The sequence below is a fragment of the Litchfieldia stipae genome (assembly GCF_014837155.1).
Taxonomy (GTDB): domain Bacteria; phylum Bacillota; class Bacilli; order Bacillales; family Bacillaceae_L; genus Litchfieldia.
On sequence record NZ_JACYHA010000014.1, the window covers coordinates 15,502 to 41,631 of the forward strand.

At 37.8% G+C, this 26,130-nt stretch carries 32 protein-coding genes and 1 pseudogene; 7 read left to right on the forward strand and 26 right to left on the reverse strand.

What is annotated here, in order from left to right; genetic code table 11:
• Positions 1-3: 3 nt before the first annotated feature.
• The 18 genes from spoVAE to F7888_RS15490 form a co-directional block, all read right to left on the reverse strand.
• The gene (gene spoVAE / locus F7888_RS15405; RefSeq protein ID WP_191780957.1) at positions 4-354 is read right to left on the reverse strand and encodes a stage V sporulation protein AE; all 351 of its coding nucleotides are present in this window, start codon (positions 352-354) and stop codon (positions 4-6) included.
• A gap of 6 nt (positions 355-360) precedes the next feature.
• A complete protein-coding gene (spoVAD, locus tag F7888_RS15410) occupies positions 361-1,380 on the reverse strand; it encodes a stage V sporulation protein AD (protein ID WP_191780959.1) in 1,020 nt (339 codons plus the stop codon).
• Positions 1,381-1,400: 20 nt separating this feature from the next.
• A complete protein-coding gene (spoVAC, locus tag F7888_RS15415) occupies positions 1,401-1,853 on the reverse strand; it encodes a stage V sporulation protein AC (protein ID WP_191780961.1) in 453 nt (150 codons plus the stop codon).
• A 30-nt stretch (positions 1,854-1,883) separates the two neighbouring features.
• Positions 1,884-2,306, reverse strand: a complete 423-nt coding sequence (locus F7888_RS15420) for a stage V sporulation protein AB (protein ID WP_191780963.1) — start codon at positions 2,304-2,306, stop codon at positions 1,884-1,886.
• A complete protein-coding gene (locus tag F7888_RS15425; RefSeq protein WP_191780965.1) occupies positions 2,296-2,919 on the reverse strand; it encodes a stage V sporulation protein AA in 624 nt (207 codons plus the stop codon). Before F7888_RS15425 ends, F7888_RS15420 begins: the two co-directional genes overlap by 11 nt.
• A gap of 970 nt (positions 2,920-3,889) precedes the next feature.
• Positions 3,890-4,648, reverse strand: a complete 759-nt coding sequence (sigF, locus tag F7888_RS15430; RefSeq protein WP_191780967.1) for an RNA polymerase sporulation sigma factor SigF — start codon at positions 4,646-4,648, stop codon at positions 3,890-3,892.
• A gap of 12 nt (positions 4,649-4,660) precedes the next feature.
• Positions 4,661-5,104 carry an anti-sigma F factor gene (spoIIAB, locus tag F7888_RS15435; RefSeq protein WP_191780969.1) on the reverse strand — a complete coding sequence of 148 codons (444 nt, stop codon included), beginning with the start codon at positions 5,102-5,104 and terminating at the stop codon, positions 4,661-4,663.
• 1 nt (position 5,105) lies between these two features.
• Positions 5,106-5,456 carry an anti-sigma F factor antagonist gene (gene spoIIAA, locus F7888_RS15440; protein WP_191780971.1) on the reverse strand — a complete coding sequence of 117 codons (351 nt, stop codon included), beginning with the start codon at positions 5,454-5,456 and terminating at the stop codon, positions 5,106-5,108.
• Between the two features lie 108 nt (positions 5,457-5,564).
• Entirely contained in the window at positions 5,565-6,734 is a 1,170-nt protein-coding gene (locus tag F7888_RS15445) for a D-alanyl-D-alanine carboxypeptidase family protein (RefSeq protein WP_191780973.1), read from the reverse strand.
• A gap of 152 nt (positions 6,735-6,886) precedes the next feature.
• Positions 6,887-8,188 (reverse strand): pyrimidine-nucleoside phosphorylase, encoded by a 1,302-nt coding sequence (locus F7888_RS15450; RefSeq protein ID WP_191781127.1) that lies wholly within the window; start codon positions 8,186-8,188, stop codon positions 6,887-6,889.
• 51 nt (positions 8,189-8,239) lie between these two features.
• Complete coding sequence (locus F7888_RS15455) at positions 8,240-9,058, reverse strand: purine-nucleoside phosphorylase (RefSeq protein ID WP_191780975.1); 819 nt, start codon at positions 9,056-9,058, stop codon at positions 8,240-8,242.
• The gene (deoB, locus tag F7888_RS15460) at positions 9,048-10,250 is read right to left on the reverse strand and encodes a phosphopentomutase (RefSeq protein WP_191780978.1); all 1,203 of its coding nucleotides are present in this window, start codon (positions 10,248-10,250) and stop codon (positions 9,048-9,050) included. The genes F7888_RS15455 and deoB overlap by 11 nt, the downstream gene beginning before the upstream one ends.
• A gap of 257 nt (positions 10,251-10,507) precedes the next feature.
• Positions 10,508-11,395, reverse strand: coding sequence for a site-specific tyrosine recombinase XerD (gene xerD, locus F7888_RS15465; protein ID WP_191780980.1), 888 nt, complete (start codon positions 11,393-11,395; stop codon positions 10,508-10,510).
• A gap of 6 nt (positions 11,396-11,401) precedes the next feature.
• Positions 11,402-11,626: a YqzK family protein gene (locus tag F7888_RS15470; RefSeq protein ID WP_191780982.1), complete on the reverse strand. Its 225-nt coding sequence runs from the start codon at positions 11,624-11,626 to the stop codon at positions 11,402-11,404.
• A 186-nt stretch (positions 11,627-11,812) separates the two neighbouring features.
• On the reverse strand, positions 11,813-12,277 hold the full coding sequence (fur, locus tag F7888_RS15475) for a ferric iron uptake transcriptional regulator (protein WP_191780984.1): 465 nt from the start codon (positions 12,275-12,277) through the stop codon (positions 11,813-11,815).
• Between the two features lie 297 nt (positions 12,278-12,574).
• Positions 12,575-13,219, reverse strand: coding sequence for a stage II sporulation protein M (gene spoIIM / locus F7888_RS15480; protein WP_191780987.1), 645 nt, complete (start codon positions 13,217-13,219; stop codon positions 12,575-12,577).
• Positions 13,220-13,348: 129 nt separating this feature from the next.
• Positions 13,349-14,518, reverse strand: coding sequence for an endonuclease Q family protein (locus F7888_RS15485; protein ID WP_191780989.1), 1,170 nt, complete (start codon positions 14,516-14,518; stop codon positions 13,349-13,351).
• Positions 14,511-15,068 carry an NUDIX domain-containing protein gene (locus tag F7888_RS15490; protein ID WP_191780991.1) on the reverse strand — a complete coding sequence of 186 codons (558 nt, stop codon included), beginning with the start codon at positions 15,066-15,068 and terminating at the stop codon, positions 14,511-14,513. The genes F7888_RS15485 and F7888_RS15490 overlap by 8 nt, the downstream gene beginning before the upstream one ends.
• A 93-nt stretch (positions 15,069-15,161) precedes the next feature.
• Between F7888_RS15490 and mciZ the strand changes: the two are divergent.
• Together mciZ and F7888_RS15500 are read left to right on the forward strand one after the other, a co-directional pair.
• Positions 15,162-15,284: pseudogene (gene mciZ / locus F7888_RS15495) on the forward strand (Z-ring formation inhibitor MciZ); the annotation flags it as partial.
• A gap of 149 nt (positions 15,285-15,433) precedes the next feature.
• Positions 15,434-16,357: an aldo/keto reductase gene (locus tag F7888_RS15500; RefSeq protein WP_191780995.1), complete on the forward strand. Its 924-nt coding sequence runs from the start codon at positions 15,434-15,436 to the stop codon at positions 16,355-16,357.
• A 37-nt stretch (positions 16,358-16,394) separates the two neighbouring features.
• Here the strand turns inward: F7888_RS15500 and F7888_RS15505 are convergent, their stop codons facing one another.
• On the reverse strand, positions 16,395-16,646 hold the full coding sequence (locus tag F7888_RS15505) for a YqkE family protein (protein ID WP_191780996.1): 252 nt from the start codon (positions 16,644-16,646) through the stop codon (positions 16,395-16,397).
• A gap of 101 nt (positions 16,647-16,747) precedes the next feature.
• Here F7888_RS15505 and F7888_RS15510 point away from each other — a divergent pair, with 101 nt between their 5' ends.
• On the forward strand, positions 16,748-17,656 hold the full coding sequence (locus F7888_RS15510) for an alpha/beta hydrolase (RefSeq protein WP_191780998.1): 909 nt from the start codon (positions 16,748-16,750) through the stop codon (positions 17,654-17,656).
• 13 nt (positions 17,657-17,669) lie between these two features.
• Here the strand turns inward: F7888_RS15510 and F7888_RS15515 are convergent, their stop codons facing one another.
• Both F7888_RS15515 and F7888_RS15520 read right to left on the reverse strand, forming a co-directional pair.
• Positions 17,670-17,912 (reverse strand): DUF2552 family protein, encoded by a 243-nt coding sequence (locus tag F7888_RS15515; protein ID WP_191781000.1) that lies wholly within the window; start codon positions 17,910-17,912, stop codon positions 17,670-17,672.
• Positions 17,896-18,243 carry an iron-sulfur cluster biosynthesis family protein gene (locus F7888_RS15520; RefSeq protein WP_191781002.1) on the reverse strand — a complete coding sequence of 116 codons (348 nt, stop codon included), beginning with the start codon at positions 18,241-18,243 and terminating at the stop codon, positions 17,896-17,898. The genes F7888_RS15515 and F7888_RS15520 overlap by 17 nt, the downstream gene beginning before the upstream one ends.
• Positions 18,244-18,370: 127 nt before the next feature.
• On the opposite strand from F7888_RS15520, the gene F7888_RS15525 reads away from it, so the two are divergent.
• The 3 genes from F7888_RS15525 (at position 18,371) to F7888_RS15535 (ending at position 20,003) form a co-directional block, all read left to right on the forward strand.
• Complete coding sequence (locus F7888_RS15525) at positions 18,371-18,571, forward strand: CDGSH iron-sulfur domain-containing protein (protein WP_191781004.1); 201 nt, start codon at positions 18,371-18,373, stop codon at positions 18,569-18,571.
• 140 nt (positions 18,572-18,711) lie between these two features.
• On the forward strand, positions 18,712-18,951 hold the full coding sequence (locus F7888_RS15530) for an HPr family phosphocarrier protein (protein ID WP_191781006.1): 240 nt from the start codon (positions 18,712-18,714) through the stop codon (positions 18,949-18,951).
• 185 nt (positions 18,952-19,136) lie between these two features.
• Positions 19,137-20,003, forward strand: coding sequence for a YitT family protein (locus tag F7888_RS15535; RefSeq protein ID WP_191781008.1), 867 nt, complete (start codon positions 19,137-19,139; stop codon positions 20,001-20,003).
• Between the two features lie 50 nt (positions 20,004-20,053).
• On the opposite strand, the gene F7888_RS15540 is transcribed toward F7888_RS15535, so the two are convergent.
• The 5 genes from F7888_RS15540 to F7888_RS15560 form a co-directional block, all read right to left on the reverse strand.
• Positions 20,054-20,722 carry a P-II family nitrogen regulator gene (locus F7888_RS15540; protein ID WP_191781010.1) on the reverse strand — a complete coding sequence of 223 codons (669 nt, stop codon included), beginning with the start codon at positions 20,720-20,722 and terminating at the stop codon, positions 20,054-20,056.
• Positions 20,712-22,208: a DUF1538 domain-containing protein gene (locus F7888_RS15545; protein WP_191781012.1), complete on the reverse strand. Its 1,497-nt coding sequence runs from the start codon at positions 22,206-22,208 to the stop codon at positions 20,712-20,714. Before F7888_RS15545 ends, F7888_RS15540 begins: the two co-directional genes overlap by 11 nt.
• Before the next feature lie 115 nt (positions 22,209-22,323).
• A complete protein-coding gene (locus tag F7888_RS15550) occupies positions 22,324-22,656 on the reverse strand; it encodes a YolD-like family protein (RefSeq protein WP_318246304.1) in 333 nt (110 codons plus the stop codon).
• Positions 22,653-23,885 (reverse strand): DNA polymerase IV, encoded by a 1,233-nt coding sequence (locus F7888_RS15555; RefSeq protein ID WP_191781014.1) that lies wholly within the window; start codon positions 23,883-23,885, stop codon positions 22,653-22,655. The genes F7888_RS15550 and F7888_RS15555 overlap by 4 nt, the downstream gene beginning before the upstream one ends.
• 350 nt (positions 23,886-24,235) lie before the next feature.
• On the reverse strand, positions 24,236-25,033 hold the full coding sequence (locus F7888_RS15560; RefSeq protein ID WP_318246305.1) for an SDR family NAD(P)-dependent oxidoreductase: 798 nt from the start codon (positions 25,031-25,033) through the stop codon (positions 24,236-24,238).
• Between the two features lie 228 nt (positions 25,034-25,261).
• Here F7888_RS15560 and proI point away from each other — a divergent pair, with 228 nt between their 5' ends.
• Positions 25,262-26,110, forward strand: a complete 849-nt coding sequence (proI, locus tag F7888_RS15565) for a pyrroline-5-carboxylate reductase ProI (protein WP_191781018.1) — start codon at positions 25,262-25,264, stop codon at positions 26,108-26,110.
• Positions 26,111-26,130 lie beyond the last annotated feature (20 nt).

Here is a 26,130-nt window from a genome sequence, read left to right on the forward strand (position 1 = left end):
ACATTATCCTTTCGGTTTAAATAGTAAAGCGACGATAAATGCAAACAGAATAGCAGAGGAAATACCAGCAGATGTTAATTCGAAGATTCCAATTCCTATTCCAATCAATCCATGCTCATCTGCTTGATGCATAGCTCCATGCAGTAATGAGTGTCCAAAGCTTGTAATAGGTACGGTTGCACCCGCACCAGCAAATTCAATAAATTGATCATATATATCAAACCCATCAAGGATTGCTCCAACAACTACAAATGTGCTCATAACATGTGCTGGTGTAAGCTTTGCCACATCTAATAAGATTTGTCCGATTACGCAAATGCCCCCACCAACTAAAAATGCAATTAAATATTCCACTTCAGATCATCCTTTTTCTATATTTGACCTTTCAAGTACAACTGCATGTGCAATGGTTGGAATTGATTCTTTTTGCTGGATCATTGTCGGACTTAGTAATGCCCCCGTCGCAACTACAAGTACCCTCTTCAAATGTCCAAGAATTAATTGTTTCATAATATGACCATAAGTTACGACTGCTGAGCAAGCACAACCACTTCCACCAGCAAAGGTTTGTTGATCCTTTGAGTAAATCATCAACCCGCAATCATTATGTTTTGTTTCCAGATCATATCCTTCTTCAAGTAAAAGCTGTCTAACGATCGGACTCCCAATTCCAGATAAATCACCTGTTACAATCAGGTCATAGTCTGAAGGACTCGTCCCAAGATCTTCAAAATGAGCCTTAATTGTATCCGCAGCAGCAGGTGCCATAGCTGACCCCATATCAAATGGGTTACTTACGCCTAAATCGTTTACTCGACCTATCGTCGCAGAAGTAATTTGCACTGGTCCCTCCTCTCTACTTACTAAGGCTGTACCCGCACCAGTCACTGTAAAAGTTGCTGTATTTGGTTTTTGTCCACCATATTCAGTAGGATATCGAAACTGCCTTTCAGCCGTTGCATTATGGCTACTTGTTGATGCGATGATTCTTTTTGCAAAACCAGCCTCCACAAGAGCTGAACCAACAGCCAACGTTTCCATCGAGGTTGAACATGCCCCAAACATACATAAGAATGGAATGTTAGTATGTCTTGCCACATAATTTGATGTCACATTTTGATTTAATAAATCGCCAGCTAAAAACAGATCAATATCAGTATAATTAAGGTTCACTTTTTCTAGACATGAAGTAACTGACTGTTCCATTAATCTTCGTTCAGCAAGCTCCCAGTTTTCCTCGCCGCAATGCAAATCCTTATGCGTTATATCAAATTGAAACCCTAGTGGTCCTTCTGCTTCTTTTGGTCCTACCGCAGTACCGACAGAGTTAATATAAATTGGATGCTCGTATTTCCAGGTTTGTTTTCCAATTAGCTTCATTTCTCATCTTCCTCTCATTTCTATAATGCGAGGTGAATTAAGTATCGAATGAGTCCGACAACATATGTCGCCACTACACCAAATACAAGTACACTTCCGGCTAATTTAAACATATTTGTAGCAATACCAAGAACTATCCCTTCGCTTTTATGCTCAAGTGCTGCACTTGTCATTGAATTTGCAAAACCTGTAACTGGCACGGCAGAACCCGCTCCTGCAAATTGGCCGATTTTATCATAAACACCCAGTCCCGTGAGAATTGATGCAATTAATATCAATGTTGCTACTGTCGGATTTGCGACTGTTTTTTCAGTAAAGTTAAAGACATTCATATAGAGATTTTGAATACCTTGACCAATAACACAAATGAACCCTCCAACCACAAAAGCCTTCACACAGTTTACGAATAGCGGTTGTTTAGGCTGGAATTGTTTAATCTTATTTAGATAATCTTCTTTTAATCGATCAGCCACTTTATTTCCTCCCTATGAACGGAGTCTGAATTAAAGATTCACATAATATAACCAATGAAAGAGTGAACCTGCTACTTTCCCAAGTACGATGGCCATTAAAAGTGTTATAATTTTGTCTTCCACTCTTATTCGCTTTGCTAGTATTGGCCATACATTAAGTACCTCTGTTAATGCTGCAGCTAGCATTCCAACATAGATTCCACATGCTAATCCAATTGGAACAATGATAAATGCTGGTAAGGATAACATCGAATCTGTTAGACTAAACCATCCACCTGCTAGGGCACCAAACACGACTCCCCATTCAATGAAGTGAATATATTTTCTAGTCTTTGTCAGTTGAGTTAGTCTCGGGATGATACCTAATACGGTTAAGAAAGCGACAAACCCTGCTCCAACAGCAAGTCCACTAGCTAATCCGATAAAAATGATAAAAAAGTATTTAATGATCATCTACTTTTTTCGTACTTTCCTTATTTTCGTTAATAATTAAATAATTATCTAAATCTTGTTGATAATTAAACATCTCTACTTCTAGTGGACTTGGTTCTTCATTGATTCTTTTCTTGAAAATGTGATTAAAAAACAAAATCATCCCTAATCCCAACCCAATTGAATATGGGACTTGAAGTAAAAGTGGATGGTCTTGTTTCTCTCCGGTTATCAACTCATACATTTTCTGATGCACCTGTTGCATGCTCACATCCTCGTGAAAGTTCATAATCGTTAGTGCTGCACCAAAAAACAATAAAAACCATATGGCGATAAAAAATATGAAAGGAAATTTCCTTTTTGTATAGACTATTTCTATTAATACTTGAGATGGTCCTAATGTTTGAATATCGGATTCTGGATCAAAGGCTTTTATTTTCTGAATGACTAACATAATGTCGATAACAATAATTGTTTTATCTTGTAATGAAATCTGATAAATCGGGATGTTACGAATTTGCTTACTCTGATCTTCTCTGTCACAAATAATTTGAGCAATATCGCTTAATCTGACCATTTGATTAGGTTTAACTTGAATGCGGTGGCGCAAGCGTACATAAATTGTCTTCTCCATTACCTTCACACCCTACACATTGTTATCCTTGTACCTGTAGTATGGTATTTGCTACATTCTCTAATACAAACAACCCTCAAACACCATTAATTACCACGAAAAGCGGAGGAGGCCCGTTTACATCCATAGGATGCTGGAGCAACTGACGAGAGACCTTGGTCTCGACAGAAGTTGTGAAGCAGCCGTAGGATGTGGCTTCTGCAGCTGGACATCATCGAAAAGCGGAAGAAGCCCGTTTATCGGCGACAGGCATAAGACAGGCACTGACAGAAGGCGTTTTATGCCTTCCGAAGTGACTGACTTATGACCCCGAGCCGATGGCTTCTGTAGCTAGACATCACCGAAAAGCGGAGGAAGCCCGTTTACATCCATAGGATGCTGGAGCAACTGACGAGAGACCTTGGTCTCGACAGAAGTTGTGAAGCAGCCGTAGGATGTGGCTTCTGCAGCTGGACATCATCGAAAAGCGGAAGAAGCCTGTTTATCGGCGACAGGCATAAGACAGGCGCTGACAGAAGGCGTTTTATGCCTTCCGAAGTGACTGACTTATGACCCCGAGCCGATGGCTTCTGTAGCTGGACATCATCGAAAAGCGGAAGAAGCCCGTTTACATCCATAGGATGCTGGAGCAACTGACGAGAGACCTTGGTCTCGACAGAAGTTGTGAAGCAGCCGTAGGATGTGGCTTCTGCAGCTAGACATCACCGAAAAGCGGAGGAAGCCCGTTTACAAAAAAAGGCTGTTTTCTCAAAGATTGTTGTTTTTTGAGGTGAATTAGTTGAGTATAGATTTCTAGCAGACTGAATACACGGAGACTCCCGTGGGACTAGTAGCCAAAGTGAGACCCCGCAGGAGCACAAGCGACGAGGAGGCTCACCGGTTACCCCACAGGACGCGGAGTGTATTCAGGCTGCGGTATCAAAAGCAACAATATATACGAAAACAGCCCAAAAAAAAGACCAAACAGATGCTATGCATCCATTTGGTCTTTCATTTGCTGAAGTATCTTTTTCTCGAGTCTTGAAACTTGAACCTGAGATATTCCAAGTCTAGTCGCAACCTCTGATTGTGTTTGATCCTTATAATACCTTAGATAAACAATCAAACGCTCTCTCTCATCTAATTCTCGAATTGCTTCCTTTAATGCTATTTTGTCAAACCATTTCGTTTCATTATTATCTGCTATCTGGTCTAATAAAGTAATTGGGTCACCATCGTTTTCATACACGGTCTCGTGAATGGATGATGGTGTTCGACTAGCCTCTTGTGCTAACACTACATCCTCTGGGGTGATTTCAAGAAATTCAGCAATCTCAATTACTGTTGGAATTCGCCCAAGACGCTTAGATAATTCATCCTTTGCTTTCCTAATTTTATTACCAGTTTCCTTCAAGGATCGACTGACTTTCACTGTACCATCATCCCGAATAAATCGCTGGATCTCTCCAATGATCATTGGGACTGCATAGGTTGAAAATTTCACATCATAAGATAAGTCAAACTTATCTACTGATTTCAACAATCCAATACAACCAATTTGAAATAAATCATCTGGTTCATACCCTCGATTTAAGAAGCGTTGAACAACGGACCAAACTAACCGCATATTTTTCTGGACAATTAGGTCTCTTGCATCTTGTTCACCATTTTGACTTCGTTTTATCAAGCTTTTTACTTCATGATCCTTCAAATACGTTTCAGTTTTATCGTTCTTGACCTCCACATCCATAGGCTAGTCTCCTTAATTGCATAACGCATTGCTCTTTGATAAATGCTTTTTCAAACGTAAAATAGTGCCGTTCGATTCTGATGTTGCGATTTCGACCTCGTCCATGAAATTCTCCATAATTGTAAAGCCCATTCCAGAACGCTCAAGCTCTGGCTTGGTTGTAAATAAAGGTTGACGAGCTTCCTCGAGATTTGAGATCCCGATTCCTTCATCTCTTATCGTAATTGAAACCACACTATTATCTTCAAGCGTACAAGAAATATATACAACGCCTTCTGGATTATTATCATATCCATGAATAATTGCATTTGTAACAGCTTCTGAAACAACTGTTTTAATCTCTGTAAGCTCATCTAGTGTTGGATCTAGCTGAGCAATGAAAGCAGCTACAGTTACACGTGCAAAAGATTCATTCTGACTAAGCGCTGAGAATTGAAGTTGCATCTCATTCTTCATGTTAAGCCACCCCCAATGTCCGCAACGCGTAATCTTCATCTGTTTCTAAACGGATAATTTTAAATAAGCCTGACATATCAAACAAGCGTTTCACTGATGGAGAGATTGAGCAAACAACCATTTCTCCACCCTTGCTTTTCACCTGCTTGTAACGCCCTAGTATTACACCTAGGCCTGAACTGTCCATGAAGGACAAATGTTCCAGGTTTAATAAAATATGATTAATATCTTTACTTTCTATTACACTTGATACCTTTTGACGCAATTCCTCTGCAGCATGATGATCTAATTCACCAGTAAGACGAATGCACAATACATTATGTTTAACTTCTAGTTCTATTGCGAGACTCACTACACTTTCCTCCTTGCTTTTCGTATAATGAGTCTTTCTATAAAACCCTTCAAGATTCCTTCTTCATGACAAAACTAGTGTTCATTCGTCAAAACTAGTTAATTTTTTCTACGAGGATTTTGTAAATGTACCAATTGTTCGCTTAAATAATTTCCACCAGCTAGCTTCTTCAATATCCTCTTTAGCTACTAGGGGACTTTCACTTAATACTTCATTATTTTTCTTTATAATTAACGTGCCGAGCACATCACCTTTTTTGACAGGTGCTTTTACATCCTCTTTCACAACAAATTCCTTTTTCACATCATCAATTGCTTCACCTTTTTTTGTTAACACAGAAATAGGCTCGGATGTCACTAAATCTACTTTCTTTTCACTACCTTTACCAACCTTGGCCTCTGAAACTATTTCGTTTCTCTCAAACATTGGATGTGTTTTATATTGACTGAATCCATAGTCAAGCATTTTTGTAATTTGTGCATTACGTTCCTTTGGAGTAGGTGCCCCCATGACAACGGTAATGAGACGCATCCCGTCTTTTTCAGCTGTAGCTGTTAAACAATATTTTGCTTCGCTAGTGTATCCTGTCTTTAATCCATCAACACCTGGATAAAACTTCACAAGTCGATTTGTATTAACTAACCAAAACTTTTTCTCAGTATTTTCTCTTAAATAATCTTCATATTTCCCAGTATACTTGGTAATCATTTCATACTTTAAGAGCTCTTTTGCCATAATGGCCATATCATAGGATGTACTATAGTGATTTTCTGCTGGTAAACCTGTTGGATTTTGAAATAAAGTATTCTTCAATCCCAATTCTTTTACTTTTTGGTTCATTTTTTCTACAAATGCTTCCTCAGACCCAGCGATTCTCTCTGCCATTGCTACAGATGCATCATTACCTGATGCGATTGCAATTCCACGGAGCATTTCATCCACAGTCATTTCCTCACCAGCTTCGAGGAAAATCTGTGAACCTCCCATTGAAGCAGCATGCTCACTAGTGCGGATTTTTTCTTCTAGAGAAAGATTTCCTTTGTCAATCTCTTCCATAATTAATAGCATTGTCATAATTTTCGTCATACTTGCAGGTGGTAGTTTTTCATGACTATTTTTATCGTAGAGTACTGTTCCTGTATCTCTTTCAATAACAACTGCTGATCTAGCGTTATCAGCTAGATTCACAGATGTGCCTTTTTCCTCAGCAAAAGTATAAGGGGCACTAACAGAAACTATCATTGAAAATAGTAATAAACTAATGAAAAAGCGTTTCATCTCCAAACCCTCCATTCTTATATACATCCCATTTTTCCCAAATCAATCAAATCTATACAAAAATTTTGGTCAATTTTGGCATTATTTTTCAATCATTTTTGGAACAAAAAAAACAGGCAAATGATCGCATTTGATCAATTACCTGTTAGTCATTAGATTATTTTATCTAGAATTAATGTTGGGCTTTCTACTTTCTCTGATGAGATCTGTATACTTTGATATAATTTATTCTTAACTTCCTTTATATCCTCATTATTACTGTAGATTGTTACTAGACTCTCGCCTTTTGACACCTTATCGCCGATTTTCTTTCTTAAAAGCAATCCTACAGCTAAATCAATGACAGATTCTTTCGTTGCTCTTCCAGCTCCTAACAGCATTGCGGCTGTACCAACTCCATCAGCAACGATAGCTGAAACATAGCCATCTTCTTTTGCTGCAAGCTCAATTTTATATGTTGCTTGTGGAAGCTTTGAGTAGTCATCGACCACTGAAGCGTCTCCACCTTGAGCACTTAAGAACGTCTTTAATGTTTCCAATGCCTGACCATTGCGAATAGCTTCTGAGAGAAGTTCTCTTGCTTGCTCGAGGGTTTCTGCCTTTTTCGCTAAATACACCATCTGGCTTCCTAATGTAAGACATAATTCTTCTAAATCGCTTGGTCCCTCACCTTTTAAAGTATCAATGGCTTCTTGAACTTCTAGTGCATTTCCAATCGCATAGCCAAGTGGTTGGCTCATATCCGTTATGACGGCAATCGTATGACGACCTACATTATTACCGATATCAACCATTGCTCCTGCTAATTCCTTCGCCTCAGCAAAATCCTTCATAAATGCACCTGCACCTGTTTTAACATCCAAAACAATCGCATCTGCACCTGCTGCAATTTTTTTACTCATGATAGAGCTTGCAATCAACGGAATGCTATTTACTGTTGCTGTAACATCTCTTAAGGAATAGAGTTTTTTGTCTGCAGGTGTTAGATTTCCACTTTGTCCGATGACAGCTACCTTGTTCTTATTTACTAGCTCAATAAACTCCTCATTTGTGATTTCAACATGGAAGCCTGGAACAGCCTCGAGCTTATCAATCGTTCCACCAGTATGTCCTAGACCTCGTCCAGACATTTTTGCGACTGGTACACCAACTGAGGCAACAAGCGGTGCAAGGACAAGCGTTGTTGTATCTCCAACCCCACCTGTACTATGCTTATCTACCTTTATACCTTCTATTGCAGCTAAATCAATGGACTCTCCCGAATCTACCATGGCTAATGTGAAATCTGCACGCTCAATATCAGTCATTCCACGAAAGAAAACGGCCATTGTAAAAGCACTCATTTGATAATCAGGAATATCGCCTTTTGTATAACCGTCTATAATAAAAGATATTTCTGCTTTCGTAAGTGACTGTCCGTCTCTCTTCTTCTCAATTAAATCAACCATTCTCATCATTTTCACCTTTTCCTTCTGCTTGCAATCTTAAAAAGCTATGTACTCAGATTAAAGCTGATTAATGATTTCCTTTACAAAAGACAGGAAGTTTGCTTTAACCATTTCTGTTGTCTCCATTACTTCATCATGTGTCAGAGGTTGATCTAATATACCTGCTGCCATATTAGAGATACAAGAAATCCCAAGCACTTTCATACCTGAATGTCTAGCAACAATGACTTCTGGTACGGTTGACATACCAACAGCGTCCCCACCAAGCACTCTTAGCATTCTTACTTCTGCTGGAGTTTCATAACTAGGTCCTGTATTACCCACGTATACTCCTTCTTTAATAGGAATATTCAAACTCGCTGCTATTTTTTTGGCAAGCTCTCTCAGCTCTTTTGAGTAAGCTTCTGACATATCAGGGAAACGAACACCTAAGTTTGGATCATTCTCACCGATTAACGGATTAGTCCCCATATTATTGATATGATCACTAATTAGCATTAAGTCTCCAGCCTGGAAGGATTCATTAATCCCACCTGCTGCATTTGTTACAATTAAAGAATTCACACCAAGTGCTTTCATTACTCGAACAGGGAAGGTTACTTTGTCAAAGCTATATCCCTCATAAAAATGGAAACGCCCTTGCATCGCAATAACCGTTTTCCCATTCAGTGTTCCATACACTAATTGACCAGCGTGACCTTCTACTGTTGAAACAGGAAATTCCGGTATCTCCTGATATGGGATTTTGATTGCATTTTCGATTTCATCTGCCAGTACCCCTAGTCCCGAACCTAGAATCAACCCTATTTCTGGTGCTGTAGGAAATTTATCTTGTAAGAAGCTTGTAGAGACGTCGATTGTTTTTTTATTTAACATTTGAATTCCCCCTGATTAATGAAAGAAAACTTTCACCATGTTTTGGCATGTTAACCTTGAAATTTTCAGCAATTGTTGCACCTACATCCGCAAATGTCTTGCGTGTAGGAAATTCATTTCCACTTGTCATACTAGGACTGTATGCTAACAATGGAACATATTCACGTGTGTGGTCTGTACCTTTAAAGGTTGGATCATTTCCGTGATCTGCAGTAATGATTAATAAATCATCTTCTTTTAACAGTTCTAATACTTCCGGTAGTCTAGCGTCATAATCCTCTAATGCTTTTCCATAGCCTGCAGGATCTCTTCGATGACCGTAGAGAGCATCAAAATCAACTAGGTTCAGAAAGCTTAAGCCAGTGAAGTCCATATGTAGAGTTTCAACTAATTTATCCATTCCATCCATATTCGACTTTGTTCTTAATGCTTTTGTTACGCCTTCACCATCATAGATATCTGCAATTTTGCCGATAGAAATAACATCAAGCCCTGCATCTGCTAACTCATTCATCACTGTGCGATCAAATGGCTTTAGTGCATAATCATGCCTGTTAGAGGTTCGTTCAAACTGATCTGGAGATCCTACAAACGGTCTTGCTATGACACGACCTACCATGTATTTTTCATCCAGTGTTAACTCACGAGCAATTTCACAAATTTTGTAGAGCTCATCTAGTGGAACAATTTCTTCGTGTGCGGCAATCTGCAAGACAGAATCTGCTGATGTATAGACAATTAACGCACCAGTTTTCATGTGTTCCTCACCCAGCTCATCCATGATTTCAGTACCTGATGCTGGTTTATTCCCAAGAATGTCTCTGCCTGTTTTTTCTTTTATTTCTTGCAAGAGTTCGTCTGGAAAGCCATCTGGAAATACACGGAAAGGTGTATCAATATGGAGACCCATAAGCTCCCAATGACCAGTCATTGTATCTTTTCCATTTGATGCCTCTTCCATTTTTGTGTAAGCAGCCATTGGCTTATCAACCTTTGTAATTCCTTGTACTTCTTTAATATTTCCTAATCCCAACTTTTGCATTGCTGGCATTTTAAGACCACCTAGATGATCCGCAATATGCCCTAATGTATCAGAGCCTATATCTCCAAATTTTTCAGCATCCGGAGCTTCACCTATGCCAACTGAATCCATTACAATTAAAAACACTCGCTTATATGTATTGAATGACACACAATTTCCTCCTATCAAGCTTTACTCATCTAACTCACTATGTATTATTTAGCACTCTTCTTACGATTATATTCCCCTTTGATTTGGTTGCTAATCCATGTCCAACCACTTGTCAGAAGTCTGACAACCTGAGTATAAAATTCATAGTCTATGATTGCAAGCAAAAACATTGATATATTACGAATATTTTACGTTTTGATTAATTAGTAGAAAAAAAATAGACTACTAAGTTCTTCCTAGTAATCATATTCCTACCATTATGCTCTTGGATGGTATTGATTATATACGTCTTTTAATCTTGCTTTTGTCACATGAGTATAAATTTGAGTGGTTGAAATATCTGCATGTCCAAGCATTTCTTGCACTGCTCTTATGTCCGCACCATTTTCTAATAGATGTGTTGCAAATGAGTGGCGTAAAGTATGTGGCGTCAAAGCCTTTTGAATATTGGCTCTGCTTGTTAATTTCTTTAAATTCTTCCAAAACCCCTGTCTTGAGATCCTGTTTCCATGATGGTTTAAAAATAGGGCCTCTGACTGGTCTTTTTTCAAGAGATTCGGGCGACTTCCCTCTATATAAGCAGTAATCGCCTTTGCTGCTGTCGAGCCTAATGGAATAATTCGCTCCTTATTGCCCTTACCTGTGCAGCGAATAAAACCCATTGTTAGGTGAACATCCTGCAGATTCAAGCTAATCAATTCACTTACACGAATCCCTGTAGCATACAATAACTCTAACATCGCTTTGTCTCTTATCCCAAATACATTATCTTCAGGAGCTTCTAGCAGGGCTTCTACCTCTGATAGATTTAAGACCTTCGGAAGTGTTTTTGTTTGTTGTGGTGACTCAATATGAATTGTTGGATCTTGATTTATTCTCTTCTCTCTAAGAAGAAATTGATGAAAGGATCTAATCGAAGCAATATTCCTTGCAATGGTCTTTGTAGACTTTCCTCGCTCTTTTAAATATTTAAGAAATTGAAGAATATGTAATCTAGCTATTTCATTATAAGAAGTCATCTTTTCTACATTGACCATATACTTATGATATTCTTTTAAATCCCTCTCATATGAAACAATTGTATTCTCAGCTAATCGTCTCTCAACAATTAAATAATGCAAGAAATCTTTGATTTCGTCTTCCATGTTATACTACTCCCCATAATGGTAAAAAAACTTCAAACGATCAAACCATTTATATTCTGTTTCACCTACTGTTGATACCTTTACTGCTGTCCCCTGTGGTTCATCATATCGGTGATAATTTTCGTATTCTTGATTGACCCACATAATACCATAATAGAACAAAATGGTGCATCCAGTAAATAAAATAAAGATTTTGATGGTACCGAACATCATATGAAGCATTTGTCTCATTTCTTTATCCTCCAATTGTTACGTTTATTAGAAGATATGCCAAAATAAGCTGGTTTTATACATACTTGTCTAAACTTTTGAAAAAAGGATGATTCGTCCTACCTCGTCCCACATTTCGGGATTTTCTCAAACTAAAAAGCAGTTCAAAAGTTTAGTATGACTCAGACTTTTGGACTGCCTCTAGATTCAATTCTCTATAGTATCTGTCTCAGTTTTTTCGTGGCATCGATGGCAAATACCATGGAATGTGAGACGATGATCTTTTATTTTGAAGTTCCATTTTGTTTCAACAATTTCTTCTACATCCTCAAGAAGGTCTTCTTGAATTTCATCAACCGCACCGCACTCAATACATACTAAATGATGATGAAAATGAGCAGCACCCTCTTGGCGCAAATCATATCTTGAAACTCCATCACCAAAATTGATCTTATCAACGATCTTAAGCTCCGTTAATAATTCTAATGTTCGATACACAGTGGCTAAACCAATTTCCGGCGCTTTTTCTTTAACGAGGAGGTATACATCTTCCGCACTCAAATGATCCTCTTCATGTTCAAGAAGTACTCTTACAGTCGCTTCACGCTGTGGTGTTAATTTGTAGCTTGATGAATGCAACTGCTTCTTGATCCGTTCAATCCGATTTTCCATCAAACAATTCCCTCCCTCGCCATTACCATCCTATTATAGCAAAGATACGGGAACTGTCCAAATAAAATTATTACAAATTAATAAAAATAATTCTTATTATATAAAAGTGATTATAATTTATAATTTTTACTTTGGCTGTTTTCTCAAAGTTTGTTGTTTTTTGAGGTGAATTAGTTGAGAATAGATTTCTAGCAACTGAATACACGGGGGACTCCCGTGGGACTAGTTGGCTCCCACAGAACGCGGAGTGTATTCAGGCTGCGGTATCAAAAGCAACAATATATACGAAAACAACCTTTACTTGAAAACATCGATGACACCTTTCATGAGGTGTGGTGAGGCAAATGCTTCGAATCCTGAGGCAAATAATAATACGACACTAATTCCTACCATGGCAAGTGTATATTTAGTGAATAACTGTATAATAGGTTCGTTTGATCGTTTCATGAATTGCTGCCTAATCATCTTCAGTGAAAACGAAACTGAGATTGTTCCAATGATGATAAATGTAGGAATAATCAACAGATTTTGTGGAAGCACTGATACAAGGGATAACAGAAATCCGTCCCAGCCCATTTGATTCACTAAGAAACCTACTGTGAATCCTACGACCACTCCTTTTAAAAACAAGAGAATTAGTATGACTGGTAAGCCAATAATGGAAATCCCTAGTAACCACATTAATCCAACTGACTTTATATTATGAAAATAGCTTTGTTTAAACATTTCAGTAGCTGTTGCAAATCTACCTTCTTGTACTTGTCCAAAGAACTGTCCTAAATAATAGTATAAATCTTCTTTTTGACCTACATTTAAGCTATTAACAACAACTGCACCAAAAATAACCCCCATTAAAAAGAGCACGGTTATAAATATGTAAATAGAGGCATGCTCACGCCCATGATTCAATAATGTTAGTTTTATCGGAGTCTGTTTTTTCATTTCGTCGTTCCTCCTATCAGTCTCTTACTAGATTCTATGATTTTTTTTAGAAACTATGACTTCTGATAAGAGATTTTATCTCATTTTCCTTTTCAACTAAAAAAAGCCCCTTTAGGTTAGGAGCTTTGATTATTTTTTGACTTTTCCATAGACACCGCCACCACCAGATTGAAGCGTTAATTTCCCCTCTCTTGCAAGTATAATCGCTTCTGCTATTTTTTGGGGCAACAGTTCTTTTATCGCAGATTCAGGTGCATCATGGATGATAGACATTTCAGTTTTAAAATAGTCCCGCAGTTTTTTTAATGTTTTTGGTCCTAATCCAGGGATAAATTCAAGTGGGACTTGATGAATGTATGGAGCTCTATTAGACGGGGACTTTGATTCCTCATTCCCCAATTCCATGATGCGATTATAAACTCCTTTTACAAACTTTTGATTCCCACAGTAGGGACATCTCTCTTGCACCATGTCCTCTATTACTTTTTCACAGCCTTCACAAGTGGTTTTATGATACTTTCCAAGTAAAGGATCAAGACCATAGTTTGCCACAATTTGTCTTCCGGATTGCTGATGGAGAGCCTTCCTCAATTCTTCAAAAGTTGGTTGCTCCATTCGTATTTGTTGATATTCTCTAGCAATTTTTGCTAGGGAATGTGCATCTGAATTAGTTACAAACGTGTAAGAGTGTAACTCTTGTATATGGTCAGCCATTTTAGTATTTGAACTTAACCCAAGCTCAATCGCATCAATCTGTTTTGGGTTAAACACCTCTGATAATGTGGACTTAACCCCTTTTCCATATAAACTCTTATATGGTGTAAACACATGTGCAGGTATGAATAAACCTGAGAGATCTTTTACTGTTTGTTGAAGTACAATTCCTTGTTCATAGATTCGCTGAGAGCTCAATGTGATATTCTTCATTCTTGCTGCTAACCACCTAGAGAACTCTCGCATTTTTTCAATTGTCGGCAGATAAGCAAGAACATGAATAGGTCCCCTGCACTTCTCATCATAAATTTCAATTTCAGAACCTAAGATGAGGGTGACATCCTTAAATCTCATCCCCCCGTCTTCATATTGAAACACTATTCCTTCTTTAATTAGCTGCTCTAACTCATCTAATACTTCTGGCACATGACAATCAATCACACCAATCATATCCATCCCTTTGACCTCGGTCGCTTCTTCAAGGATATTTTCAAGGGTTAATGACCTCGCACCCGTAATTTTGACTGGTTTCCCTGTCTTCGTTCGGCCAAGATGGATATGTAAGTCTACATAATAATTATTCATTTGTACCTAACGCCTTTTGTAGCTGCAGATATTGAACAGCATAAGCCGTTTTTGCGTCATAGATTTGGTTCTCTTCTAATAATACAAGTGCCTCTTCTAATGAAACTTCTAGTAAATCAACAAATTCATCTTCATCAAGTGATGCTGCATTTTCCTTTTTTGATAGTTTTTCTGCTACAAATAGATGAACAAGTTCATCTGCAAAGCCTGGTGATGTGTAAAATGAGATCAATGGTGCTAATGTTTCACACACATACCCTGTTTCTTCTTCTAGTTCTCTTCGTGCTGTGACAATCGGTTCCTCTCCTTTTTCAAGCTTTCCAGCTGGGATTTCTACTAAAGCTCTCTCCATTGGTTTGCGATATTGTCGGACCATTAGTATTTTATTGTCTTCAGTTATCGCAATAATGGCGACTGCTCCAGGGTGCTTTATGATTTCTCGTTTACTTGTTTTCCCGTTTGGTAGTTCCACATCATCTACATGTAAATCGATAATTTTACCTTCAAAGATTGTTTTTCTTGTTATCGTCTTCTCTATTAAATGATCCATTCTTACAGCTCCTTGTTCTATCAATGATTTCACACTCATATATTTTACCATATTTTGCCCTGAAATTATGAATGGTGAAGGAGTGAGCTTTGAATGAAAATCTATGTAATGGAAAAAGGATTAACCATGGTCGGAAAGTCTTGGGAGATAAGACAAAAGCTTAAGGAGTACAGTAAGCAGTTTGATACAGTTGAACAATGGATTACTGCAAATCAGGACGCTACTGTAAAAAAAAGCGGAAATAAAGTCATCCCGTTAAATCAAAAAATCTATTAAATTTCATACGTATTCTCCTCTAGCTACTATTTTTGATATATCCGAAGAAATTGGTACAATGAGAACAAGGATAGGAGGACTGAATACATATGAAGAAACGTCAAATCGGGAATTCTGATTTATATGCTAGTGTTGTTGGCCTTGGCTGTATGAGTATTGGTGTGGAGGAAGAGTCTGCAAGAAGGATTATTGATGAAGCGATTGATGCAGGAATTAATTATCTTGATACGGCTGATTTATACGATCAAGGTCTAAATGAAGAATTTGTTGGGAAAGCCATTAAAGCAAAGAGACAAGAGCTTATTATAGCGACAAAGGTTGGGAATCGGTTTGAAAGAGGGAAAGATGGTTGGTCATGGGACCCTTCAAAAAAACATATTATGAATGCTGTTAAAGACAGCTTACATCGTTTACAAACTGACTATATCGACCTTTACCAGCTTCACGGTGGGACAATGGAAGACTATATTGATGAAGTGATTGATGCGTTTGAGGAGTTAAAAAAAGAAGGAATCATTCGTTATTATGGTATTTCATCGATTCGCCCTACTGTTATTCGTGAATATGTTAACCGTTCTTCAATCATAAGTGTGATGATGCAGTATAGCATCCTTGATCGACGCCCTGAAGAACAAGTACTTCCTCTATTGAAGGAGAATCACATTAGTGTTCTTGCGCGTGGCCCTGTTGCTAAAGGCTTTCTAACAGAACGTTCCTTTGATCGCTCAAAACAAGATTTATTTGCTAAGGGATATTTAGATTATTCTCCTGAGGAGCTTGAGGCAGTTGTTAACACGTTGAAAGAGATATGTCACGGACGCTCACTTACTGAAATTGGGTTACAGTACCTACTTCATCATTCAAGTGTGGCTTCTGTTATTGCTGGTGCAAGTACAACCCGACAATTGCGGGAAAATATCGATGCTGCCTCTTCTTCACCACTCACAGAAGACGAAGTCGCTCAGATTCAACAACAAACGAAATCATTAGGTTATCAACAGCATCGATTATAAAAGTGAGTGCCAAGTAACTTTGACTTGGCACTTCCTCTTATTTATAATCGCTCCACTTTAATGGGCTCTCATTTAATAGCTCTTCGAACGATTTATTTTTCTCTCGTTCTTTTCGCTCTTTCCGTTTTCTTTCTTCTTCTCTTTCTAATTCTAGTTTTTCTTGTTCCTTTAATTCTTTTTGTGTATTCTTTAGTTTTGAAACGATATCTTCATTTAATAAGTCTCCTAGACTTAATTTTTTCTCATCTTGTTTCTTTTTAGATGGCTGTTTTTGTTTCTTTTTTGCCATATTAATTTCCCCCTTTGACCACTTTAATCAGATTATATCACAAGCAACCATTAGCTGTTTCATGGTAATATAGGTTATATATCTACTGGAGGAAATGACTAATGAAAAAACTTTTCTATTGCTTAGGAGCAGGGATTGCTTCTTTAACAGCTGTCGGGATTATTTTTACGAATAAAGTCATCTATATTAAGAAGAAAAGTGATGAATCAATTCTTCAACGAGAAATAGCTGAAGGGCGATTTTCAATTGAAGAATTGGAGAATTTAAATAAAGAAAGTCTAATGATTCCATCTAAATTCGGCTATTCCATTCATGGATGGTTTGTGAGATCCACAGCTAACAAGAAGTTCATGATCATTTCTCATGGTGTGACGATGAATAAAATTAATTCGATTAAATATATGAAGCTCTTTTTAAATCGTGGCTGGAATGTCATCGTTTACGACCAGCGAAGACATGGCGAGTCTGGTGGGAATACAACAAGTTATGGTCATTATGAAAAGTTTGATTTGCAATCAGTGGTTGCTTGGGTTAAGGAACATCATGGGGAGGATAGTATCATTGGAATCCATGGCGAATCCATGGGCGCTGTGACGACGCTTTTATATGCTGGTATGGTCGAAGATGGAGCGGATTTCTATATTGTTGACTGTCCTTTCTCCGATTTTAAGGAGCAACTTCGTTATTTGTTAAAAAAAGACTTCAAGCTCCCTTCTTTCCCCGTCCTTCCGATTGCAAATAATTTATTAAAGCTTCGGGATGGCTATCGTATGGAGGATGTGTCACCTATTTCCGTCATAACGAACATTAAAAGCCCTGTTTTGTTTATCCATAGTGCAAAGGATGATTACATCCTGCCTGAAATGACGAAACAGCTTTATCAGCAGAAGGACGGTCCTAAAAAGTTATTTATAGCTAAGAATGGTCGCCACGCCTATTCTTATGGGGATAACCAAAAAGAATATGAAGAAGCCATCGATCAGTTTCTAGAAGAAATGTTAAAAGGCTGACATGAGGTCAGCCTTATCCTAGAACATCTGTAATATCTGTATAGTTTTCTTGAATATAAGCTAAGGCTAAGTCAATGGTTTCAAACTCCTTTGCCTCAAATGATACCTCATCTTGAATCAACCATACATCCTTTTGTTCCTTGTTACTTCCTGCTACAGACCAGTGAAGAAGACTAAATGGGTGATTATTACTTAAAAACGATACCCAAGTTTTATTTTCTGCTACATTTTTGATTGCTTTAATCTTTTGATTCATCTGCTATTTCTCTCTTTTCTATTAACATCATTCGTGGATTAATGATCTGATTTGGGCTTTTTAGTGAATAGCAGTTTGCTGATTGAACATAATCTATCGTTAGCTTTTCATCGAAAAAGACCATTTTTGTTTTTTCTAACAGGACTGTACAAAGGTTAGTTGCGAACTCTACTTCGTCCTCCTCTTGTTGATCTACGATCCAAAGTGTTGGTACGCCACTTACGACACAGCCACAGCCTTCAGTCTCATATTTTATCTTTAATAAGCTCTGATGATTGATTTCTTTATCTTGTAAGCGTTCAATTGCTTCTTTTGTAAATGTAATTTCCACCGTTAGTGTTCCCCTTTACTTCTTTGTGCATCCATTTTATCATATTTCTATAGGTTATACATATTCTATCTATAACAGACCTGTAAGACAACCTATTGATGATCGTGATTTTATACTTAAAGGAGGGATGAATTTGTCTAAGGTACAAATCAAAGTAAATGATAACGGATCACTTCGAGTTACTGGAGATGTTGAACTTATTGATGCGGAAGGGAATGCGTTTACTACAAAACAAACCTTCTCACTTTGCCGCTGTGGTTTATCTGAGAAAAAACCGTTTTGTGATGGTTCACACAAGGGGAACTTTGAATCTATAGTCCGTGCTTAATGATTATTTTGTCTATTTGCGGGTGCCTTCACCCGTTCTTTTTGTCTATTTTTCTAATTATCTAAATTTCTCTTGCTCTTATTATGCTTCCCTATCTATACTAAAGATGATAAGTCCATATTCTAAAGGAGTGTTATTAAATGGTTGTTACCGTTCTAATACCGATTTTTGCTGAAGCAGCAAGTAAGCTCGTGAATACAACTAGTCAATTCCCGGGAACTGTCCTCATTAAGAAAGAGCATTGGGTAGTTGACGCGAAAAGTTTGCTTGGTGTGCTAGCACTTTCATTACAGCCAGGGCAAGAAGTTGAAATTACTTCAGACGAAGGTGATGAAGTAATCAACGCACTACTTGAGTTAAATATCTTCGAAAAGAAATAATAAATCTTTTCGTTTTTTAAGATGAAAAAGGTATGCGTTTTCATTAAAGTCAAATGAAAAATAACTAGGTTGACTGCCCTCCAGAAGCTTGCTAAAGGTGGGATGGTCAGCCTTTTTCACTAGCTATAGTTTGTTTTCAAATGGTATAATGCTCTATATTCTATCAGGAAGAAGGTCATGATACCATGACAATCACAAAGAAAAAGAGAATAGTATCAGAAGTTAAGCAGATAGTGATGATTACAATTGGAGCAATCATTGCTGGAATTGGCCTTGAATTATTTCTAGTCCCAAATCAAATTCTCGATGGTGGCGTAATTGGTTTATCCATCATTGCATCTGAATTAACTGGACTTATGATGAGTGTATTTCTTATCATTTTAAATCTACCTTTCCTTTATATTGGCTATCGTAGATTAGGCTTAAAATTCACCTTACATACCTTATATGGTGTTGTCATTTTGTCTGCAAGTACCGCTTATTTCCATCATTTTGAGCCGGTTACAGATGATTTATTCCTAGCAACCATTATTGGAGCAGTAATTCTTGGAACGGGGGTCGGTCTTGTTATCCGTACAGGTGGGGCTCTTGACGGTACAGAAATTATTGCCATCCTTGTAAGTAAGAAACGACCAGTATCTGTTGGACAATTCATCATGAGTGTTAATGTATTTATTTTTATTCTTGCAGCCTTGTTGGTGTTCAGCTGGGAAACTGCCATGTACTCGATTATCACCTATTATATTGCGTACAAAATGATTGATATTGTCGTAGAAGGGATGGAAGAGCTGAAATCTGTTACTATTATTTCTGATGTTCCTGAAGTCATTGCTGAGGAATTAACGAAGCAATTAGGACGTGGAATGACTTACATTCAAGGTCAGGGCGTTTTCTCGAATGAGCCTAAAAAAATTATTTATACAATTGTAACGAGAATAGAGCTATCTACCCTTCGTTCCATTGTTGCAGAAATTGACCCCAATGCGTTAGTTGCGATAGAAAATATTGCTGACGTTAGCGGTAGTAATTTTGAAAAAGGTCCAGCCCATTAAAATTAAGGCAACCACTGAGTGGTTGCCTTTTCGATGCTTACTTGATTACTTTATTCATATAGTCCATAGGTTTTGTTTACATCTTGAATAAAGATAATTCCATTGCCTGGTTCATCTATTTTAAGCTTCTTCCTAATCGAAGCTACGATGGTATCAGTACTTTCCTGTTCTGCTAAAATTAACACCATTTCTTTTTCTGGCTCAATATCCATTGAAAATAATTTGCTTGTTTCATGAATACCTGATCCTCTTGCATTAATAATGGTGCCCCCTTTTGAGCCTGCTTCGGTTGCAGCATCAATTACATATTCTGCATTTCCCTTTTCTACAATCACAGTAATTGCGTGATACATGCTATCTTTCACACCTCTTTCTTCCTCGTTATCCTCTTTTATACAGCTTCTAGCACCAATCACTCGACCAACCGTTGTGGTGAAGGCGATACCATGATTAGGCTGTGTGAATTTAAATTTTTGATCTAGCTGTACTATCACTTCGCTTACTTTCTTATGAGTTGAAACCAAGATAATAATCTCTTTTTTTATATCATTTATACCAAAGATTTCCAATAGGCGATTTTTGATTGTTCCTTTACCTAATAGTATCGTTCCCCCTGAAATTCCTAGTTTTTTTGCCGTTTGCATCACTTTACTCCCTTTACCGAAGTCAACAATGATACATACTTGTTCATATTCGATGTTTTCAGTACTACTGAACATCCTTTACCAATCCTTCTTTCTTTGATTTCAATTTAAATACCAATCCTACTATTTGTAGGGTTATCAGAGGTGTTAGAGCTACCATAGCGATCATACCAAATCCATCAATCAGCACATTTGCACCTTCTATTGCTTCTGCTGCACCTTGTACAAAGGCTAATATAAAGGTTGCTGTCATCGGGCCAGATGCAACTCCTCCTGAATCAAAGGCAATCCCAACAAATAGCTTTGGAACAATATAAGTCATGCCAATCGCTATGATGTAACCAGGTAAAAGATAATGCCATAATTGAAGTTCAGGGATCAGTATTCGAAGCATCGATAATGAAACAGCAGCCCCGACTCCAATACACAAAGAAAACATCACAACTTTTCTTCTTACATACCCACTTGTAACATCCTCTATTTGATGAGTTAATACATGGACAGCTGGTTCAGCTAATATTGTCACTATGCCGAGGACAAATGCGACAATAACAACATATGATTTACTGTCTAATGATGCGATTGAGTAACCAATTGATCTTCCTACATCCATAAAACCCGCATTTACACCAACTAAAAATAAAACAAGTCCTATAAAAGTAAATAAAAGTCCAATGATTATTTTTCTAACTGCTTTTCTAGATATGTTAAAAGATATTTTCTGGAAGATAAGAAATATAACTAAGATAGGAAGAAGTGCCATGACAATTTCTTGAGATATAATCGGTATTTCATGTAAAAAAGGACCTAATATTGAAGCTTTTACTTCTTCCCGCTTTTCAATACTTGCGGTTATTTTATCAGATTTAGATATAATATTCATAATCATGACCGATATGATTGCCCCTGTAGAGGCAATGGCGACAAGCCCAAAGCTATCTTTTTCAGATGCTTTGCTATCCTTTTTCAACCCTGATACCCCTAATGCAAGAGCTAGTATAAACGGAACTGTTAACGCACCAGTTGTTGCCCCAGATGCATCAAATGAGATCGCCAAAAACTCCGGAGAACTAAATAAAGATAAAACTAAAATGATAAAGTATAAACCTGTTAATAACTTGTATAACGGAATATTGTACAAAATTCGAGCAAGACCTATCGCAATCAACACACCAATTCCGATTGAGACAATCATAACAATACTCGTCTTAGAAATCAGACCTGATGTAACAAAGTCAACTTGTCCTGCAAGAATATGTAAGTCGGGTTCGGCAATTGAGATAAAGAAACCAAGCAATAAACCCGCGATCATAACGATCCAAAGCTTATTTGATTTGGCAATGGTTTTCCCCATTAATTGACCAATTGGGGTAATACCAATATCAACACCGAATAAAAAGATCGATAATCCAAGAATAATGACCATCGCTCCAATAACAAATCGAATCATTAACAGAGGGTCATCTAGTGGGGCTAGTGTGAAATTCAACACCAACACAATCACTGTAATCGGGAGTACTGCATACAATACTTCTTTTAATTTAGATCCTAGTACATTCAAATAATAATCATCCCTTTCTTATTATTTTTTGACTATGACTCTATTCAATTTTCGCAAAAAAATAAAAAATCAATCAATTCACATAATATTATACTATAAAAAATCGTTTACCCGTTCATTCTACATCTAAAATTCTCTCAAATTTCAAAATAAGATGGTCCTCATCATTAATCATCTTGAGCCATCTTTCATGATGATTGATTTTGGTGATCCATCCCCAAAATTGTTCCGTTCCATACTCACAAGCATAGGTAATCCTGATGGAACGATCATTCTTAATAGATTCGCTTATGATTTGATTCACAAGCTCAAATTGATTCTCATCTAGCTCTGGCTTATGAAATTTCGTTTTTTGCTGTTTTCGATCCATTAACGCTTGTTTGTGCTCAGGTAAAAACATACGATTTGATTCCCATAGCATATTTCCTCGTCTTAAATGTTCACTCACTTATAATGCCCCCCTATTTTTTTTGCCCGCTCAAATACTTGTCCTGCTGGTCTTAATGAGGAGGCACGAACAATAGCTGTCCTACCAAAGCGATTCTTAATATGATCAATAGCATGGTCTAGCTCTCGTTTTTGGACCTTATTATCAAACAAACTTATTTGCCACACTTCATCAGATACAAGGTTTGACAAACTAATTCCTACCCTTCTTACCGGTTGCTTATCCCAGAATTCTAAGAATAGCTCCCAAGCTGAATAGAAAATCTCCATCCCATTATTCGTTGGTTCACTGATTGTTCTTTGGCGATGAAAGCCTGTAGGAAACGCAAAGCTAGCTCCCATACAGCTTACAGTTATCGTTGTCCCCATCACCTGAGAACTCCGTGCTCGAAAGCAAACCTCTTCACAAAGCTCTAATAAAACCACTTTTATTTCCTCAGCACTTTCATAATCTCTAGGTAAGGTCATGCCATGTCCTATTGCTTTTTGGTCATCAAGAGACTTTGTAGTAACGGGTGAATAATCCAAACCATTTGCTGTCATCCACAACACATGTCCGTTAATACCCCATTTTTTCTTTAAAAGCTCTAATGGAAAAGTTGCTAAACCACCGATTGTACTAATTCCTCTTGCTTTCAAGTTTCTCTCCATTCTCTTCCCAATTCCAAACATCTTACCTATAGGAAGAGGCCACAAATTCGATGCTAGATTTTCAAATGTTAATTCAAAAATACCATCCTTATTCTTTTTCGCAAAATTATCACACGCTAATTTAGCCAGAATCTTATTACTCCCGATACCTACGCGAGCATAAATCCCTGTTTCATTCATAATCTCAAGTTGTATTTTCTTGGCCATTGTTACCGGGTTCCCAAAAAGAGTCTGACTTCCGGTCACATCCATGAATTGCTCATCAACCGAAAATGGTTCAACTAAGTTAGTGTATCGTTCCAGTATATTTGTAATTTGAAGCGACATATCAATATACAATTGCATACGCGGGCGAACAACAACGGCCTCTGGACATTTCTGTTGAGCCTCCCATAGTCTCTCACCATTGGTAATGCCGTGCTTTTTAGCTAAAGGACAAGCAGCTAAAATAACACCTGAACGACGTTCCGGATCACCTGAGACCACTAGTGGAACATCTATTAAATCAGGGTTACTGGCCTTCTCGACAGAGGCATAGAAAGACTGCATATCAACAAGAAAAATCACTTTATCTTTCACCGTAATCTCCCTTTCACCAAAACAGAATATACGTTCGCATTAATATTATATTCTACATATTAAGCGAATATACGTTCGATTTCAATGGAAATTTAACACAGAACAAAACATGACAAAAAACACAAAAAAACAAAATGAGTCCCAGTCTACGCAGGGGCATAGATCTGGGACTCATTTGTAGATATGCTTGGCTGTTTTCGTATATATTGTTGCTTTTGATACCGCAGCATGAATACACTCCGCGTCCTGTGGGAGCCAACTAGTCCCACGGGAGTCCCCGTATTCAGTCTGCTAGAAACCTATTCTCAATTAATTCACCTCAAAAAACAACAAACTTTGAGAAAACAGCCTTATTTTTTAAACAACGCTTTTCCTCCCACTTTTTCAAAGGTAGTAGGAAAAAGTGTATAGAGAACTGTACCAATACTCATCCATCTAGGGAGATTTAATTCACGTTTTGGAGTGAATATTACTTTCACAATCTTTCTAGCGACGTCATCTGGATCTAGCATAAAACGATCCACGCTTTTTGCATAGTTTCCAGATTGGTCAGCAATATCAAAGAATCTTGTCCGAATTGGACCTGGATTAACTGAGGTAACCTGAATATTTGCAGAAGCGACCTCCAAGCGCAAACTATTCGTAAAGCCTAAAACAGCATGCTTTGTCGCCGAATAGACACTCGACTTAGGAGTAGCTAGCTTCCCTGCCTGCGAAGCAATATTAATGATATGCCCATTATTACCCGCTATCATCGCCGGCAGCACCATTTTCGTACAGGCAATCAATCCAACCACATTAACTGCAAACATCTCCTTTGTTTCAGTTAGTGTAGCATCAACAGCATGATCAAATTTACCAAACCCAGCATTATTAATGAGGACATCAATTGTACCTACCTCAGCTAATATCTCTTGAAATACAGCCTCAACAGCATCGGTATCACTCACATCTAATTTATAAAATAAGGAATCTACACCCGTATTCTCCTTAATCTTCATTGAAATTTCAAGCAATTGCTGAGAGTTACGCGCTAACAGAATCGGTCTTGCCCCTTGCTCTGCTACTAAAAAAGAAATGCGTTCACCAATACCACTGGATGCACCAGTAATAACAATATTCTTGTTTTTTAATCGATTAGACTTCATAACCATTCACCTCAGGAAAATAACATGTTTTAAATTTCCCTTAATCGTCATTCAAAGTCAAGTAACAACCGTCATTCATCAATAAATAATTGACATAAAGATTATAATCCTCGATAATGATTTTCAACTCAATGAAGAAATGCGCGAACGGTAAACTAGTAAATCCGAGAGACCCTATTCTTACTTTTAATCAAGGAGAATAGGGGATACTAATGGGGGGATTATCATATGGAGAAAAAGCAACAGATTGCTTTTATAGGAGCAGGTTCAATGGCAGAAGCCATTATTGCAGGAATGCTACAGCAGAAATTATTCAATCCAGAGCAAATCATTGTCACAAACCGCTCAAACGAACAACGACTACAAGAACTACATAATAACTACGGAGTACAGGTCACTCATAATAAACAAGAAGCGATGCAGCACGCAGATATCCTTGTGTTAGCCATTAAACCAAAGGATGTAACTGAGGGAATTAATGAAATTGCCCCCTTTACAAATAAATCACAGCTTATTATCTCTGTGCTTGCAGGAGTGTCAACAGACACTCTCCGCCATTTATTTGATCAGGACTTGGCGATTGTGCGCGCTATGCCAAACACATCAGCTGCAATCGGCAAATCAGCAACTGCACTTGCACTAGGAGAATTTGCAACTGACAATCATTTGAATCTCGTACGTGAATTATTTGAAACTGTCGGTCTTGTTTCAATCGTCGAAGAAGGAGCCCTTCATGCTGTAACAGGATTATCTGGCAGTGGTCCCGCTTATGTCTATTATTTAGTAGAAGCGATGGAAAAGGCCGCTGCTGAAATTGGTCTAGAACAGGAGGTTGCAAAGGATTTAATTCTCCAGACGATTATTGGAGCAGCCGAAATGCTTAAATCATCACCAAAGCACCCTTCTGTCCTAAGAAAAGAAGTCACTAGTCCTGGTGGAACAACAGAAGCAGGGATTAAAGTATTAGAAAGCTACCACTACCAAGAAGCGATGATTTCATGTATTAAACAAGCCGCAAAACGCTCAAACGAAATGGGAGAATCCCTTGAAGCGTTTGTTCATACAAAAAAAGCATAAACAGGAAACAATAAGAAAGC

Bases quoted from the DNA above. Each gene is read 5' to 3' on its own strand.
- F7888_RS15450 (WP_191781127.1), bottom strand. From the start codon at position 8,188: ATGAGAATGGTTGATTTAATTGAGAAGAAGAGAGACGGACAGTCACTT.
- F7888_RS15540 (WP_191781010.1), bottom strand. From the start codon at position 20,722: ATGTTCAGTAGTACTGAAAACATCGAATATGAACAAGTATGTATCATT.
- F7888_RS15525 (WP_191781004.1), top strand. From the start codon at position 18,371: ATGAATTTGTCTAAGGTACAAATCAAAGTAAATGATAACGGATCACTT.
- F7888_RS15515 (WP_191781000.1), bottom strand. From the start codon at position 17,912: ATGAATCAAAAGATTAAAGCAATCAAAAATGTAGCAGAAAATAAAACT.
- F7888_RS15485 (WP_191780989.1), bottom strand. From the start codon at position 14,518: ATGAATAATTATTATGTAGACTTACATATCCATCTTGGCCGAACGAAG.
- F7888_RS15445 (WP_191780973.1), bottom strand. From the start codon at position 6,734: ATGAAACGCTTTTTCATTAGTTTATTACTATTTTCAATGATAGTTTCT.
- F7888_RS15420 (WP_191780963.1), bottom strand. From the start codon at position 2,306: ATGATCATTAAATACTTTTTTATCATTTTTATCGGATTAGCTAGTGGA.
- fur (WP_191780984.1), bottom strand. From the start codon at position 12,277: ATGGAAAATCGGATTGAACGGATCAAGAAGCAGTTGCATTCATCAAGC.
- F7888_RS15535 (WP_191781008.1), top strand. From the start codon at position 19,137: ATGACAATCACAAAGAAAAAGAGAATAGTATCAGAAGTTAAGCAGATA.
- xerD (WP_191780980.1), bottom strand. From the start codon at position 11,395: ATGGAAGACGAAATCAAAGATTTCTTGCATTATTTAATTGTTGAGAGA.
- F7888_RS15505 (WP_191780996.1), bottom strand. From the start codon at position 16,646: ATGGCAAAAAAGAAACAAAAACAGCCATCTAAAAAGAAACAAGATGAG.
- F7888_RS15560 (WP_318246305.1), bottom strand. From the start codon at position 25,033: ATGAAGTCTAATCGATTAAAAAACAAGAATATTGTTATTACTGGTGCA.
- spoIIM (WP_191780987.1), bottom strand. From the start codon at position 13,219: ATGAAAAAACAGACTCCGATAAAACTAACATTATTGAATCATGGGCGT.
- F7888_RS15455 (WP_191780975.1), bottom strand. From the start codon at position 9,058: ATGTTAAATAAAAAAACAATCGACGTCTCTACAAGCTTCTTACAAGAT.
- F7888_RS15500 (WP_191780995.1), top strand. From the start codon at position 15,434: ATGAAGAAACGTCAAATCGGGAATTCTGATTTATATGCTAGTGTTGTT.
- F7888_RS15530 (WP_191781006.1), top strand. From the start codon at position 18,712: ATGGTTGTTACCGTTCTAATACCGATTTTTGCTGAAGCAGCAAGTAAG.
- F7888_RS15425 (WP_191780965.1), bottom strand. From the start codon at position 2,919: ATGGAGAAGACAATTTATGTACGCTTGCGCCACCGCATTCAAGTTAAA.
- F7888_RS15490 (WP_191780991.1), bottom strand. From the start codon at position 15,068: ATGGATCATTTAATAGAGAAGACGATAACAAGAAAAACAATCTTTGAA.
- spoVAD (WP_191780959.1), bottom strand. From the start codon at position 1,380: ATGAAGCTAATTGGAAAACAAACCTGGAAATACGAGCATCCAATTTAT.
- F7888_RS15470 (WP_191780982.1), bottom strand. From the start codon at position 11,626: ATGAGACAAATGCTTCATATGATGTTCGGTACCATCAAAATCTTTATT.
- sigF (WP_191780967.1), bottom strand. From the start codon at position 4,648: ATGGATGTGGAGGTCAAGAACGATAAAACTGAAACGTATTTGAAGGAT.
- proI (WP_191781018.1), top strand. From the start codon at position 25,262: ATGGAGAAAAAGCAACAGATTGCTTTTATAGGAGCAGGTTCAATGGCA.
- F7888_RS15510 (WP_191780998.1), top strand. From the start codon at position 16,748: ATGAAAAAACTTTTCTATTGCTTAGGAGCAGGGATTGCTTCTTTAACA.
- spoIIAB (WP_191780969.1), bottom strand. From the start codon at position 5,104: ATGAAGAATGAGATGCAACTTCAATTCTCAGCGCTTAGTCAGAATGAA.